The sequence below is a fragment of the Massilibacteroides sp. genome (assembly GCF_028705895.1).
Lineage (GTDB): Bacteria > Bacteroidota > Bacteroidia > Bacteroidales > Tannerellaceae > Massilibacteroides.
Map to the genome: position 1 here is coordinate 1 of NZ_JAQWCQ010000042.1, position 15,213 is coordinate 15,213.

The 15,213-nt window shown below is 38.4% G+C and carries 14 protein-coding genes and 1 pseudogene; 11 read left to right on the forward strand and 4 right to left on the reverse strand.

Features of this window, described 5'->3' with window-relative positions; all coding sequences use genetic code 11:
• Window positions 1-349: 349 nt before the first annotated feature.
• The gene (locus tag PHT93_RS10770; protein ID WP_300242731.1) at window positions 350-922 is read left to right on the forward strand and encodes an N-acetyltransferase; all 573 of its coding nucleotides are present in this window, start codon (window positions 350-352) and stop codon (window positions 920-922) included.
• 26 nt (window positions 923-948) lie between these two features.
• Here PHT93_RS10770 and PHT93_RS10775 read toward each other — a convergent pair.
• Window positions 949-1,140, reverse strand: a pseudogene (locus PHT93_RS10775) (IS982 family transposase); the annotation flags it as partial.
• 251 nt (window positions 1,141-1,391) lie between these two features.
• Here PHT93_RS10775 and abc-f point away from each other — a divergent pair.
• The 4 genes from abc-f to PHT93_RS10795 all read left to right on the forward strand — a co-directional run bounded on the left by abc-f (window position 1,392) and on the right by PHT93_RS10795 (window position 4,399).
• Window positions 1,392-2,990, forward strand: a complete 1,599-nt coding sequence (gene abc-f / locus PHT93_RS10780; protein ID WP_300242734.1) for a ribosomal protection-like ABC-F family protein — start codon at window positions 1,392-1,394, stop codon at window positions 2,988-2,990.
• Window positions 2,991-3,291: 301 nt separating this feature from the next.
• A complete protein-coding gene (locus PHT93_RS10785) occupies window positions 3,292-3,897 on the forward strand; it encodes a class I SAM-dependent methyltransferase (RefSeq protein WP_300242736.1) in 606 nt (201 codons plus the stop codon).
• Entirely contained in the window at window positions 3,894-4,292 is a 399-nt protein-coding gene (locus PHT93_RS10790) for a hypothetical protein (RefSeq protein WP_300242738.1), read from the forward strand. The genes PHT93_RS10785 and PHT93_RS10790 overlap by 4 nt, the downstream gene beginning before the upstream one ends.
• On the forward strand, window positions 4,289-4,399 hold the full coding sequence (locus tag PHT93_RS10795) for a DUF1697 domain-containing protein (RefSeq protein WP_300242740.1): 111 nt from the start codon (window positions 4,289-4,291) through the stop codon (window positions 4,397-4,399). The genes PHT93_RS10790 and PHT93_RS10795 overlap by 4 nt, the downstream gene beginning before the upstream one ends.
• Before the next feature lie 44 nt (window positions 4,400-4,443).
• On the opposite strand, the gene PHT93_RS10800 is transcribed toward PHT93_RS10795, so the two are convergent.
• The 3 genes from PHT93_RS10800 to ilvA all read right to left on the reverse strand — a co-directional run bounded on the left by PHT93_RS10800 (window position 4,444) and on the right by ilvA (window position 7,787).
• Window positions 4,444-5,751 (reverse strand): alpha-L-fucosidase, encoded by a 1,308-nt coding sequence (locus PHT93_RS10800; protein ID WP_300242742.1) that lies wholly within the window; start codon window positions 5,749-5,751, stop codon window positions 4,444-4,446.
• 209 nt (window positions 5,752-5,960) lie between these two features.
• Window positions 5,961-6,434, reverse strand: coding sequence for a GyrI-like domain-containing protein (locus PHT93_RS10805; RefSeq protein WP_300242744.1), 474 nt, complete (start codon window positions 6,432-6,434; stop codon window positions 5,961-5,963).
• A 102-nt stretch (window positions 6,435-6,536) separates the two neighbouring features.
• Window positions 6,537-7,787, reverse strand: coding sequence for a threonine ammonia-lyase IlvA (gene ilvA, locus PHT93_RS10810; protein WP_300242746.1), 1,251 nt, complete (start codon window positions 7,785-7,787; stop codon window positions 6,537-6,539).
• Between the two features lie 326 nt (window positions 7,788-8,113).
• On the opposite strand from ilvA, the gene PHT93_RS10815 reads away from it, so the two are divergent.
• Genes PHT93_RS10815 through PHT93_RS10840 form a run of 6 tightly spaced genes read left to right on the forward strand, consistent with a single transcriptional unit; the run spans window position 8,114 to window position 15,179 of the window.
• Entirely contained in the window at window positions 8,114-9,358 is a 1,245-nt protein-coding gene (locus PHT93_RS10815) for an efflux RND transporter periplasmic adaptor subunit (RefSeq protein WP_300242748.1), read from the forward strand.
• Window positions 9,359-9,360: 2 nt separating this feature from the next.
• On the forward strand, window positions 9,361-10,620 hold the full coding sequence (locus tag PHT93_RS10820) for an ABC transporter permease (protein ID WP_300242750.1): 1,260 nt from the start codon (window positions 9,361-9,363) through the stop codon (window positions 10,618-10,620).
• 25 nt (window positions 10,621-10,645) lie between these two features.
• Entirely contained in the window at window positions 10,646-11,896 is a 1,251-nt protein-coding gene (locus tag PHT93_RS10825) for an FtsX-like permease family protein (protein WP_300242752.1), read from the forward strand.
• A 25-nt stretch (window positions 11,897-11,921) separates the two neighbouring features.
• On the forward strand, window positions 11,922-12,587 hold the full coding sequence (locus PHT93_RS10830; protein ID WP_300242754.1) for an ABC transporter ATP-binding protein: 666 nt from the start codon (window positions 11,922-11,924) through the stop codon (window positions 12,585-12,587).
• A gap of 23 nt (window positions 12,588-12,610) precedes the next feature.
• Window positions 12,611-13,909: an ABC transporter permease gene (locus PHT93_RS10835; protein ID WP_300242757.1), complete on the forward strand. Its 1,299-nt coding sequence runs from the start codon at window positions 12,611-12,613 to the stop codon at window positions 13,907-13,909.
• Window positions 13,910-13,916: 7 nt separating this feature from the next.
• On the forward strand, window positions 13,917-15,179 hold the full coding sequence (locus tag PHT93_RS10840) for an FtsX-like permease family protein (RefSeq protein ID WP_300242759.1): 1,263 nt from the start codon (window positions 13,917-13,919) through the stop codon (window positions 15,177-15,179).
• Window positions 15,180-15,213 lie beyond the last annotated feature (34 nt).

Sequence of the window (15,213 nt, forward strand, 5' to 3'; positions counted from 1 at the left end):
CCTGTCTCTCCGCTGGTTAAAACATAAAAAGAGTAGCTCAAAAGGCTGCTCTTTTTTATTTTGTCTTGTTTTTTAAGGGCTAACATGACGCATGCAACCGTATGTGAGTATATGGTCTATACTGTGATAATATGGCAATATCAACGCCTGTTTCTACCAAAATCTCATATGGTAGAAACGGGTAGAAAATTTCACTACTTTTGACGTAGTAATATTAAAAACAGACGTCTATGGATAACTGGCAAACTCTTGTCAGTAGTTTTTTTATTGTCTTTTTTATTAATTATGTGTTGCGCCGAAAAAGTAAACGCTTTTTTGTGCATAATTATCTAACTTAACAATATTAGTCATGGACTTAAAAAAAATACAAATCAAAGAAACAAATACAAGTGATTTTGACAACATAATGACCGTTGAAAAACAAGCATTTGGTTATGACAAAGAAGCTAAATTAGTAGCAGAACTATTAACTGATGAAACTGCCGAGCCAATAGTTTCCTTACTGGCGTTTTACGACAACAAGGCTATCGGACATATTCTTTTCACAAGAGCCTATATCGAGGGAGTAGAAGAACATCCCATGATACACATTTTGGCTCCTTTAGCCGTTATCCCCGAATTTCAGCAACAAGGTGTCGGAGGATTATTAATCAAAGCAGGCATCCGACTATTACAAGAAAGGGGTGCACATCTTATTTTTGTATTAGGGCATAAGGAATATTATCCAAAACATGGTTTTATTCCGGATGCAGGAGGCTTGGGATATCCTGCGCCTTACCCTATTCCGAATGAATATGCCGATTACTGGATGGTTCTCCCAATTGGTGAAAACAAATTTGATACAGTAAAAGGGAAGATAAGATGTTCTGAAACGCTCAACAGGCCGGAACACTGGAGAGATGATGAATCTGATAGGCAATAATAAATAAAATTAACCCGTTGGCGGAATTAAATTAGAGCATATTTAATCTGTCCAATGGGCTTATTATTAATTTTGTTGATATATTGAAGGATTGTAAGAGCACTTATCTTAGCAATAATTCTGGCAAACAATCCTTTGGTTCCTTTTGCGTAATTACGGATTATTCTTTTTCTCGCTTTTGCGAACGGAATAAATAACGGCTTCCATTCTTTCTGATTCAAGCTATTTAATGAATAGATTATTTTTTCTGAAAACAAAGATAAATATGTCTATCAAATTGATTTTCTGGTGAAAAGCAGAAAAAACTTGGTCAATTTGAGGAAGTTCATTATATTTGCCCTTGAATTCAAAAATACTCCAATGAAAATTAACAATTAATAGTTGGTTTTATTAAACCGACACCGTGAGATTTTAAAATAGATTTCGGTTTAATTGGTCTTTACGCAAGACCGCTATTAATTGTATATACATGAGTATTATCATTAGTGATGTTTCTTATCACTACTCCAATCTGCAAGCATTATTTGAGCATGTCAATTTTTCTGTTTCATCAAACAGGAAAGTTTCTATTATTGGTAACAACGGAACAGGAAAATCTACTCTGCTAAAGTTACTTGCGGGAGAACTTACACCTCCTGTTGGGACTATCCAACACCCATCACAACCATATTATATACCACAACAAATAGGGATTACAAAACAAAATATATCCGAAGCCCTAGGTGTTGATAAAAAAATCAAAGCTTTGTATGCCATAAGCAATGGAAGTAGTGATTATGTCTATTATGAATTATTGGAAGACAATTGGAATATTGAGTCTCGTTGCAGATCTGCACTTGATTATTGGGGATTGACTAACATTGATTTGACATCTCCTTTAGATTCGCTGAGCGGTGGGGAGAAAAGCAAAGTTTTTCTTGCGGGATTGTTGATTCATAAGCCCGATATTATCTTACTTGATGAACCGACCAATCATTTAGATCAAATTACAAGGGAGAAGCTTTATAACTATATTGCTAATTGTAAAGCTACTATTATCGTTGTAAGTCACGATGTAACCTTACTCAACCTTCTTGATACGACATACGAATTGTCAGAAAAAGGCATAAAAGTTTATGGCGGAAATTACACTTTTTATAAAGAGCAAAAAAAAATTGAAGAAAAAGCATTAGAACAACAGATTAATTCTGAAGAAGCAAACTTGCGTTCAGTTCAAAAAAAGGCACAAGAAGTTCAGCAACGCCAAGATAAGCGTATATCACAAGGAAACAAAAGCAAACAAAAAGGTGGGGTTGCACGAATCGTGATGAATGCACGTAGTAATTTAGCTGAAAATAGTACTGCCAAATTAAAAGAGAAGCATTCTGATATTATTTACAACAATCAACAAAAACTAAAAGACTTACGACAAAAGCAAGATGCGAACTGTGAACTCAAAATCGACTTTGAGGATGCTCAGTTACATAATGGCAAATTACTGGCTTCGGCTATTAATGTAAATTTTGAATATACCAAAGACAAAACAGTATGGCAAAATCCTTTAAACACAGAAATACGAAGTGGCGAGCGTATTCAATTAACAGGAAATAATGGGACAGGTAAGACAACCTTAATCAAATTATTGATAGGAGAGCTATCTCCAACGTCGGGCGAGATAAAAAAAACGGATTTTTCGTATATATACATTGACCAGAACTACAGTCAAGTAAATAGAGATTTGACCATTCTTGAACTCGCACAGGAGTATAACAAAAACAATTTATTAGACCATGAAATAAAACTAAGGTTAAGCAGGGCGTTATTTCCACAAGAAACATGGGATAAGAGTTGTTTGGTATTAAGTGGTGGCGAAAGGATGCGACTTTATTTGTGTTGTCTAATGATTTCAAACAATATCCCTGATATGTTTATTCTGGATGAGCCAACCAATAATCTTGATTTATCAAGTCTCTCGATTCTAACCAATACTATTAAAAATTACAGGGGAACTATTCTTGTTATTTCACATGATAGAAATTTTATTGAAAACATCGGCATATCAAAAAGTATAGATTTGAATGCTATGTAGAATCTAATACCGTAACATCAAATTGCATCATTACTTGGTGTTAGTGTTCTACCTGAACCGGATTTTCCATTTACATGGTTAAACTGTTTTTTCTACACTCACTTGTGATGAGATCATTTATGACAAGATTCGATGTTCTTTTAAGTCTATTGATTTCTAAAACTCTCAAGAATGTTAAGTAAGTATGTAATATTGCTGATGTTATAAATTATTCGGGTGAAGAGTGTATCTTTGTTTACGGAGAACAAATAAGGCAATTATGGAAAGTACCTCGAAGCTATTGCTGCATTGAAAATACAATATGACTGAATTTTGGGAAGAAAATTTTATTAAAAAACAGGAAATGTGGGGATTTGACCCTGCTCGGTCAGCTCTATTCACAAAGGATTTTTTCGTGAAAAAAAACATTAAAAACGTTTTAATTCCAGGTATTGGTTATGGTCGAAATGCTCAAATTTTCAGAGAAAGCGGTATGACTGTAACAGGTATTGAAATCTCAAAAACCGCAATTGAATTGGCAAAGAAGCACTATGGAACAGATATGACCATTTATCATGGATCTGTTCTGGACATGCCTTTCGACCAAAAAAAATACGATGGGATATTTTGCTATGCCTTGATTCATTTATTAGATCGCAACGAAAGGGCAAAACTTATTTCAGACTGTTATAAACAATTATCTGAGGGCGGTTATTTATTCTTCACCTCCATAACAAAGGAGGCTCAGAGCTACGGACAAGGCAAGGCAATAGGTAAAGATCGATTTGAAATGTTTGGAGGTGTACAACTATTCTTCTATGATAGAGAAACAATACAAGAAGACTTTTGCAATGCTGGACTATTTGAAATAGCAGAAATAAAAGAAGATAGCTATCCTTTTTATCTGATTAAATGCCATAAAAAATGAAATTCAATCAAGAATACCGTTATCATCATATGGGAATACCGACAACAGAGGTACGTCCAAATGAGAAATTTAGTGAAGCGTTTGGTATGTACACTTCCGATGTAGATGGCGATTTCAGAATACAGTATCATCGGTTTACGGCGGATAGCCCTTTACATCCGCTTATCAAAACTGTTCCGCACGTAGGCATTCAGATTGACAATCTGGAGGAAGCCGTAGAAGGTTACGAAATCTTATTGGGACCTTATGAGCCTATTTCGGGCTACCGAGTGGCTATAATAAATGATGGAGGGGTGCCCGTAGAATTAATAGAGACCAATCTTACTCCATCGGAACTGTGGGGTAGAGCCAAAGAACAAACGGATTTGGATACAAGTAAATTGAATACTAAATGATATACATTGCACTACTGCGAGGTATAAATGTAAGCGGGCAAAAGATCATAAAAATGGATACTTTGACGAAACTGTTTGACGCACTGAAACTAACAGATCGGAGGTAAATATTTAAACCCATAATCAACCGTATATACGATTAACGGTTTCCTCAAAAAGTTAGTTCTACTACATAGTCTATATCTGTCGGGACTTCTGAGAATTTCAACACGACTCCGTCTTTATCTTGCGAAAATTTCAGGGGTGTTTTGTCTTTAAATACGACGGCCTTTTTTATTTTTTCACTTGTCAAAGGGACAAATAAGGCTTTGTCTTCTAAGTTTAGTATATGAACATACAATTTATTGCCCTTCTGTGTTGTCACGCCCCAATCTCTTGGAGGAACCATACCGCCACGTGTACCATAAATTGTTTCGCCGTAGGTATTCATCCACTCTCCCATCTCTTTCAATCGTTCGATTGCTACAGCAGGGAATCGTCCGTCTGGTTGCGGACCTATATTCATTAACAAGTTGGCATTTTTTCCGGCTGCTTTTACCAGATAGTGAATCAGCTCTTTCGTTGACTTATAATTCTGATCGGTTATTTTATATCCCCACATGCCATTCATCGTTTCACAAGTTTCCAACGGAAGAGTTACACTTATCCCGGATTCTCCTGAATAACCAGCTTTGTTTTCTCCGGGAAGATCACGTTCAAAGATCTGAATATCTTCTCCCTCAAACGGAACAAGATGATGGTTGTTTCCTATAAGACAAGCTGGTTGCAAACGATGAATTAAGGCATATTGTTCGGGCAATTCCCAATCAAATTCCGGATTCTGATCCTGATCCCATAATCCGTCAAACCAAATCGCACCGATATTTCCATAGTTGGTCAACAGCTCTGTCAATTGGTTATTCATAAATTCATAATACGTCTTCCATTCTCCCGTCGTAGTACGTCCTGTTTTCAACCCTGTCCTTCCCCGCGGAACATAATCATCACGATACCAATCGATATGGGAATAATAGAAATGAAGTTTAATGCCCTGTTTATGGCACTCATCGGCCAATTCCTTTATTACGTCGCGTTTGAATGGAGTTGCTTTAACAATATTATAATCCGAATAGTTTGTGTCGAACATGGAAAAACCATCGTGATGCCGACTTGTAAAGCAGATGTATTTTGCTCCTGAAGCCTTTACAGCCGCCACCCATTCTTTCGCATCAAATCCGGCAGGATAAAAACCGCCGGCTAATTTCGCATATTCTTTATAATTCAGATTCTTATTATTCATTACCCATTCACCATCTGCCATCATACTATAAATCCCCCAATGGATAAAAATACCGAACTTATTATCCCGAAAATCTTCTCTTGCTTTCAGATTTTCTGTTGTTGGCTGATAATTAGATTGTGCCAACGTTGCCTGCAGACAAAGTACACTGCATAGCAAACTCCATATTAGATTTTTCATACGATTTATTTTTAGTATTCCCTTGTAAAGATAAAGAATAAATATTCAACTTATATGTAATACAAGGCTTTCATATTCATCATGTGAAATTATCCATAAACTTTCATGTGCGTCAGTTTGATTAAACCAACTATTAATTGTTTATTTTCATCGGAGTATTTTTATATTTGAGCACAAAGACATGGATAATTCCACTAATTAATTCGTATTTATTTAATCGGAATACGAAGTTCAACTACCCAGGGAGCATCAGTATCCTGAACATCTCCGGCACAACTCACGTATAATTCATAATGATCACGAGAATCACACTCGTAACCTTTATCGTTAACGGCAGCATAGACCTGCATCCAGGCTTCACTATATTCGGCCATTGTTACTTCAACCTGCATCACAAAATATTTTCCTCCGCTTATGGTGAAGTTCTTCATACCCTCTCCCGGCTCAATTCCTGAAATATTTTCCAGACAAGCCTCAGAACGGCGTTTCTCTACCGGGGTATTTGTTGGATCATCATGATAAACACCTGCCATTTTAGGAGATGCAGCCCATAAATTATTTGCCCCAGCCCATGCGGCAAGTTTTTCAAATGCACCGGCAATACCGGAATAATCCCCTACATGTGAGATAGCAATTGTTTCAATAGGTTCAAGATTTCTAATTTCTGCACTGTTAATTTTCATAATCTATTGTTTTTTAGTTTGACTATGTCACAAAGATAACCAACCTATTTGACAACAGTCTGTCAGTAAGTTTTCATAAAAAATCAATATCGTTGAAAAAAATCAAACTAAATACCCGAACAAGTCGCTGTCTTTATTCAGTACAGTAAAATCATATTCATACTCGTACATACGAGAGATCAGCGGATCATAATCTTCGGGACTGTTCAGCTCAATTCCAACTAACGCTGGTCCGCTTTCTTTTTCATTCTTTTTCATGTATTCAAAACGGACAATATCATCATGCGGACCGAGCACCTTATTGACAAAATCTTTCAAGGCACTTGGACGCTGTGTAAAGCGGATAATAAAATAATGCTTCAGGCCTTCAAAGAGCAGGGAACGTTCCTTGATTTCCTGCATACGGTCGATATCATTATTACTCCCACTGATAATACTTACCACCGTTTTCCCCTTTATCTCTTCGCGGTAGTGTTTAATTGCAGCGGCAGCCAATGCCCCAGCCGGCTCAATAACAATCGCATCTTTATTATATATACGGAGAATTGCCGAACAAACCTCTCCTTCGGGTATAAGGCAAATATCATCAACTACTTGTTTACATATAGGATAAGTAATATCACCGGCTCGTTTCACTGCGGCTCCATCCACAAACTTATCAATTTTATTCAGCGTTACCGGCCCCCCGGCTTCGAATGCGGCTTTCATACTAGCAGCCCCTTGAGGTTCAACTGCGATAATTTTCGTGTTTGGCGAATGTTCTTTCATATAGGCACCAACGCCGGCGCATAATCCTCCACCGCCAACAGGAATAAACAAATAATCCACGCCTTTGAGTTCTTCAAGTATTTCAACCGCAATAGTTCCTTGTCCTTCTATTATTCGTGGATGATCAAAAGGAGGCACAAAGGTCATATCCTGTTCGGCGGTATATTTTTTAGCCGCATCAGCACAATCGTCAAAGGTATCCCCTTCAAGAATCACTTCGACAAATTCTTTACCGAACATCTTGGTCTGTTTTATTTTTTGTTTGGGTGTCGTTTTAGGCATAAAGATCACCCCTTTAATTTGCATTTCGTTACAACTAAAAGCAAAGCCCTGTGCGTGGTTACCGGCACTCGCACAAACTACTCCTTTTTTCAACAAGTCTTTATCCAGACTTTTAATCATGTTATAAGCTCCACGAAGCTTATAGGAGCGAACTATTTGCAGATCTTCCCTTTTCAGATAAACCGTAGCACCATACCGGGTAGAGATTCGTTTATTGTATTGTAACGGCGTTTTTTGTACAGCTCCGCGTATGCATTCGCGAGCTTGTTCTATATGTAGATCGAAATCTGTTAAGATTGACATAATGTAATTTGATTTATACCATGTAAAGATACAGGTATTTTGTGAAAATGGACAGATTGTTCGAAATCGAACATTAAGATATTTCCTACACCACACATATTCAATCAGTTATATTTTTGGCATACACTTTGCCTTTTAAATGGCAAAAAACAAAAAGCAATCTTTATTTATTTTAAATCTGTGTTGAAGCTATAATATCAGGTTGTTTAGTCTTTTTTATTTAGCTAAATAGTCTGCCGAAGTTCTTCGGCAAACACTAAGACAGAATAAAAATAAAAAGAGGATGTGTTTTTAATAAAATAAGATAGTCATAAATAAAGAATAAAATGGATAGAGAAATACCTAAAGAAGTCAGAAAGAAAGAACAAATAAAGGAGTTAACGAAATGGGGAGGCGGTATTTTGGCGGCTATTGTACTCATTGCTTTCGGAATGTCCTTTCTACAAACGAATCTGAAGAGGAAAAGTCTGACTTTTTCTGTTGTGGATAAAGGTAGTATCGAGATTTCAGTCAATGCATCGGGAAAGGTTATACCTGCATTTGAAGAAATTATCAACTCGCCGATCAATTCTCGTATTCTGGAAGTGTATAAAAAAGGGGGAGATTCGGTTGAAGTAGGAACACCGATTCTGAAATTGGATTTGCAGAGTGCGGAAACCGACTATAATAAACTACTTGATGAAGAGAAGATGAAGCAACTTCAATTAGAGCAGCTTCGTATTTCAACAAAAGGGAAGCTTTCTGAGATGGAAATGAAGTTGAAGGTTTCTCGTATGGAACTAAACCGAAAAGCGGTAGAATTGAAGAATGAACAATATTTAGACAGTCTTGGTGCAGGAACAACGGATAAGGTGCGACAGGTAGAACTCAGTTATAATGTGGGACAGCTTCAATTGAATGAAGACGAGCAGAAATATGAGAACGAGAAGGAGTTAGCACAAGCTGATCTGAAAGTAAAAGAGCTTGAATTAGAAATATTCCGCAAGAGTCTGGCGGAGACGAAACGTACGTTGGACGATGCCCAGATACGGGCTCCAAGGAAAGCGATACTGACCTTCGTCAATAATGAAATCGGATCGCAGGTAGCGCAAGGTGAACGCGTGGCAATTGTTTCGGATCTCTCACGTTTCAAAATAGAGGGAGAAATAGCCGACACGTATGGCGATCGTATAGGGGCAGGAAGTCGCGTCATTGTAAAGATTGGCAGCGACAAATTACCGGGTTTTGTCAGTGAGGTTACGCCTCTTTCTAAAAACGGGGTTATCTCTTTCATCGTCCAGTTGGAGGAAAACAACCATCCTCGTTTGCGTTCGGGATTAAAGTCTGATGTCTATGTGATGAATTCCATCAAAGATGATGTGCTTCGCATTGCTAATGGGAGCTATTATGTAGGACCGGGAGATTATGAACTTTTTGTTGTCAATAAAGATCAGCTCCTCAAACGCAAGGTAGCTTTGGGAGAAAGCAATTTCGAACAGGTAGAAGTAATCAGCGGGTTACAGGAAGGAGACGAGGTCGTTGTTTCGAACATGCAGGATTATATAAATAAAAATAAGATAAAACTTAACTAACCATGTATAAACAATATTTTAAACAAGCGTTGCAATCTATCAGGGAGAATCCGTTAGTCAGTAGCATTTCTATTGCAGGGACAGCCTTCTCGATTGCTATGATTATGGTAGTGGTCATGATTTTTCAGATCAAATCGGCCAACTATGCACCTGAGACAAAACGTGACCGTATGCTCTATATACAGGGAACTCAGGTTACTGCTAAAAATGAAAGCAACAGAAACCGGGGAAATATGTCTTCGGAGGTAGTCCGAGAATGCTTCTACTCCTTGCAATCAGCCGAAGCAGTTACAGCTATTTTCAGCATGAACAAACCTATTTCTTTACCCGGAAAACGGATGTTTAACCTCTATTCAATTAAATATACGGATGCCGGATTCTGGGATGTCTTTGATTTTAAGTTTATCAACGGTAAACCATTCAGCAAAGAAGATTTCTCTTCCGGAATCGCAGCGGCTGTTGTATCCGAAACGATGGCTAAAGAGGTCTTCGGCACTACGGATGTGGTGGGTAAAACTTGTATTCTTGACTTCACGGAATACACCATAAGAGGTGTAGTCACACCAGTATCAAGAGCAGCACAAGAAGCATTCGCCGACCTCTGGATTCCATATACGTCGAAAAACTCATTAGTCAGCATCAACAACTCTTTAGAAAACATGGCAGGTGTATTTAGCACATGTATTCTCGCTAAAAAACGTGCTGATTTCGAGCAAATAAAAGAAGAATTGGCTAAGAGAACGGCCGCCTATAACGCAGGAAAAAAGGAGAACGTGGTAGATTTTCTCAACAATCCGATCAGTAAACTTGATATAGCCATGGGATCAAACGGATTCAACAAGAAACCGATTAAAGATTTTCTCGTACAAACGGGCTCTATCTTACTGTTTTTGTTATTCGTTCCCGCATTGAATCTGACGGGTGTAATCCAATCGTCCGTGCAAAAGAGACAAGCTGAAATAGGTGTTAGAAAAGCATTCGGAGCTACTTCACAAAAAATTCTTTCTCAGGTATTATGGGAGAATCTAATCCTTACCCTGATAGGGATGGCTATTGGAACAATCTTGTCATTCCTGTTTCTTATTATCGGAAAAAGCTTCTTATTAACGGCAGAAACCCAACTGAATTTTGACATGCTGTTCAAGCCCGGACTATTCATTGCCGCTCTTTTGTTTACCGGTCTTTTAAACCTGTTCAGTGCCGGAATTCCTGCCCTCTATATCTCAAAAAAGAAGATAACCGACACATTGAGTCAAGAATAATACAACCCAATAAAACGAAATTCAAATGTTCAAACATATACTCAAACAAATCTGGAAAAACAGGAAAGCTAACGGATGGATATTTGCCGAATTGGTTTTAGTCACGGCTATTCTATGGCAAATAACGGACGTTACCTACGTAGATATAAAGACCTACAATTCGCCTTTAGGGTACGACATCGAAAATGTCTGGTTCTTTCTATTGGAAAACCTGAATGAGAATGCACCCGGCTATATAAATGAAACTGACGGAGCTGAGGATCTGATTCGCTTACGTGAGCAAATCGTACAGCATCCAATGGTAGAAGGCGCCTGTCTTGCTTTCTTTTCCTCCCCTTACTCTTTCGGAAATTCGTGGACAAGTTTGTATCCGATAAATGGCGATACGGTAGCAGCCAGTCAAAAGTCTTTTCAGGTACGACGGGTTTCGCCGGAGTACTTCGATGTATTCCGTATCAAAGACACAGACGGCAATCCAATTGCTCCCCAACTTGCAGATTCTGACAAGCCGTTAGTTATATCTCAAGATATGGAACAACTCTTTTTCCCGAACGAGAAAGGTAAAGGGAAAAAAGTCAGTCAGAACCGGACAGAAGAATTACCGGTCGTAGCGGTCTGCAACCCGATACGGGAGGATGATTATAAAAAAAGTGAACCTTGTTTCTATCAGTGCATGAAAGGAAATAACCTGAGAGGTTACATACAAATGTTCGGAAATACCTCCATCGAATTAAGTGTACGAATGAAAAAGCAATTCACACAGGAAGAAATGAATAACCTGTTAAGCGAAATGGGAGACCGGCTAACAGCAAACAATCTGTATGTTTACAGTGCAAAGGAAATCAAAGAACAGCGTAAGGTTATTATCGGGTGGAAACAAGATGAAACTAAAAAACAGAACGCCATCGTTTCATTCGTATTGATAAATGTTTTCTTCGGTATCGTAGGAACATTCTGGCTCCGCACGCAATCCAGAAAGGAAGAAATCGGATTACGTGTGGCTTTAGGTTCAAGCAAACAGGGTATCCGGTATTATTTATACGGAGAGGGGTTGTGCCTGTTAGCTTTAACAATTCCCTTTACTCTTATTTATATCGGGAATTTACTCTATTTTGACGTTCCCGACACGTATCGCGTACCGTATTCGGCTCTGCGTTTTCTGATCACATTCGGAGGTACGTATCTGCTGATCGGAAGTATGATCATTCTGGGTATTTATTTACCGGCTCGGAAAGCGGCACAGATGCAACCGGCCGAAGCATTAAAACACGAATAATAATAAAACAATAAAATAGAAAGTCATGATTAAGTTAACTGGCATCAATAAAATTTATCGCACGAAAGAGATCGAAACTCAGGCATTGGAGAATGTAAACTTAGAGGTCAAAAAAGGCGAATTTCTCTCCGTTATGGGTCCTTCGGGATGTGGTAAATCCACCTTGCTTAATATTATCGGACTGTTGGATAATCCGAGTTCAGGCACAATCGAGATTAATAATCAGATTACGGACAAGATGAACGACAAGGAACTGGCGGTCTTTCGTAACCATAATCTGGGATTCGTGTTCCAAAGTTTCCACCTGATTAATTCGCTCAATGTCTTAGATAATGTGGAACTTCCCCTACTCTATCGTAAGACATCTTCTTCCGAACGCCGCAAAGCAGCTGAAGCCGTACTGGAGCGTGTAGGGCTTAGTCACCGTATGCGCCATTTTCCCACTCAGTTATCCGGTGGACAATGTCAGCGTGTAGCTATCGCCCGTGCAATTATCGGTAATCCGGAAATAATTCTTGCGGATGAGCCGACCGGTAATCTGGATAGTAAAATGGGTATTGAGGTCATGGACATACTGCATAAGCTTAACAAAGAAGATGGCCGTACTATTATCATGGTAACACACAACGAAGCGCAAGCACAGCAAACCAGCCGCACGATTCGCTTCTTCGATGGACGACAAGTGCAGTAATTCATTCCTCAACAACTCAAATTATGCTTAAACTATATTTCAAACAAGGATGGCAACTCATCAGGCAAAACAAGTTCTATACCGCGGTTTATATACTCGGTACGGGACTCGCCATTACAATGGTCATGATTATGGCAATTGTTTATCATATCCGCACGGCCAATATAGCACCGGAAAGTAACCGTGACCGGATGTTGATTGTGGAGAGAGCCACAGCTAAAAGAGTTAATGGAGACGGGCAAAGCTATTGGAGTATGTCTTATCAAACAGTAAAAGAGTGTTACTATCCACTTAAAACACCCCGTGCAGTCTCAGCAGCGGCAAATTCATCTAATTTACAATATGCTTTGGGAAACTTTTATACAAATATTCCGGGTAGCAAGGATGTTTACGCCAGTAGTATTTATACAACAGATGCCGCCTTTTTTGATATATTCAATTATTCATTCATAAAAGGTAAGCCTTATACGGAAGAAGAGTTTCAGAGTGGTATGCATCGTGTCGTTCTTTGCGAATCATTAGCCAAACGATTATTCAATACAACGGACATTTTAAACAAAACAGTATTAGTCAATGATGTAGAGTTTAGTATAACAGGAGTAGTCAGAGATGTATCATCTACCCTCCCTCGTGCTTATGCAGAACTGTGGATTCCTTACACAGCCATTCCTGCCATAAAAGATTTTGCCGGAGCAGGTGGTATTGTGGGGATTTTCACCACCTTTATTTTGGCTGATAGTCCTGCTGATTTCCCCATAATAAAAGAAGAGATTGAAGTAAATAGAAAAAGATATAATACCTCAATATCAGATTGGGAATATGCGATTGACGACAGAACAATACTTACTGTATTCCAATCAGAAGTAAAAAAGCTTGATGATTGGTCGAGTTTTAATGAAGTCATCATTAGATATGGACTGATTGCCTTCCTATTTATGCTTGTTCCTGCGGTTAATTTATCAGGCCTTACATCCTCTCGCATGCAAGAACGAATCAGCGAGATAGGCATTCGAAAGGCATTCGGAGCAACTAAAGGTACATTAATTAACCAGATGTTGGCAGAAAACCTCCTCCTAACCCTATTAGGTGGAATAGTAGGATTGATCGTCTCTAATATCGTCGTCTATTTCATGCGTGACCTCTTACTGGGGAGCAGATGGGAAATGACGCCAAACATGACACTCTCCCTATCTATGTTGATCAATATGAGAGTTTTCACCTATGCTTTTGTCGTCTGCTTAGTGCTGAATATCCTTTCTTCTTATATTCCGGTCTGGGGTGCAACACGTCGTCCTATTGTACAATCTATTAACGACAAATAAGAACATCATGATAAAGCATATATTAAAACAAATCTGGAGTCAGCGGGGAAAGAACATCTGGATTATTCTGGAACTTTTCATGGTTTTCATTATCCTGTGGTATGTTGTAGATTTCTTCTCCGTTATGGTAATTAATTCAAGAACTTCAACCGGCACAGATATTCAAAATATTCACCGCGTCATACTTGCTACTTATAAAGATGATAATCCTAAATTCGTCACTTACGAAGAGGGAAGCGAAGAACCGGGCAGAAACTTCCTGCGCATAATAGAAAGGATCAAATCTCATCCTGATATCGAATCAGTATGCATCGGACAATGGTTTTATCCTTATTGTACAAGTAATAGTTCAAATGGTTATTTCATTGATTCTTTATCTGTTCAATGCCAGATTTTAAGAGTCACGCCGGAGTACTTTAGAATGTTCAACGTGTTTCCCTATGACAGTAATAATCCGGAGATATTAGAGAAAGCGATCAAACAGAATGAAGCCGCTATTTTATCATTAGAAGCCAACAGAAAGTTATTCAAAAATACAAATGCCACCGGAAAGATAATCTACGAGAGAGGTGACAGTAGTCTGGTTTCTGTTGCCGGTGTTAGCCATGAAATAAAAGGACATGAATATGAACGCCCGAGAGCGTATATTTTCAAACTATTTAGTGAAGTAGATCTTCTGAAACAGAAAGAACAACAGATATGGGAAATAACGGATATCTGTATTAAAACAAAACCCGGCATAAACCAAGCTGGTTTTCCTTCCCGTTTTAAAGAAGAAATGAAACAACAGCTCGCAATAGGCAACTATTTTCTGGCAGACATTATGCCGCTAACAAAAGTACGTGAGAATTATCTTTGGTCGTACGGAATCACAACTACATTAAACTACCGGATCGGAATTGGAATCTTTTTCCTTATTAATATCTTCCTCGGTGTGTTAGGAACATTCTGGTTACGGATTGAAAAGCGTAAAGGAGAGATCGGGCTACGTATGTCTGTCGGATCAACTAAATCACAGATCATGAAGCTTATGCTCGTGGAAAGTATTTGTATGCTGGCAATCGCTTCCGTACCCGCGCTTTTAGTCTGTATAAATCTGGCCTATCTGGATGCCCTATCTACCGATTATATGGATATAACGGTAAGTCGTTTCTTACTGAACACATTACTGACTTACGTACTATTAGTAATAGTTATTGCATTGTCAGTTTGGTATCCCGCCAAACGTTCAGCAACAATCCAACCGGCAGAAGCGCTGCATTATGAATAATAGTCAATTTTTAAGATTAAACATAAACACATTC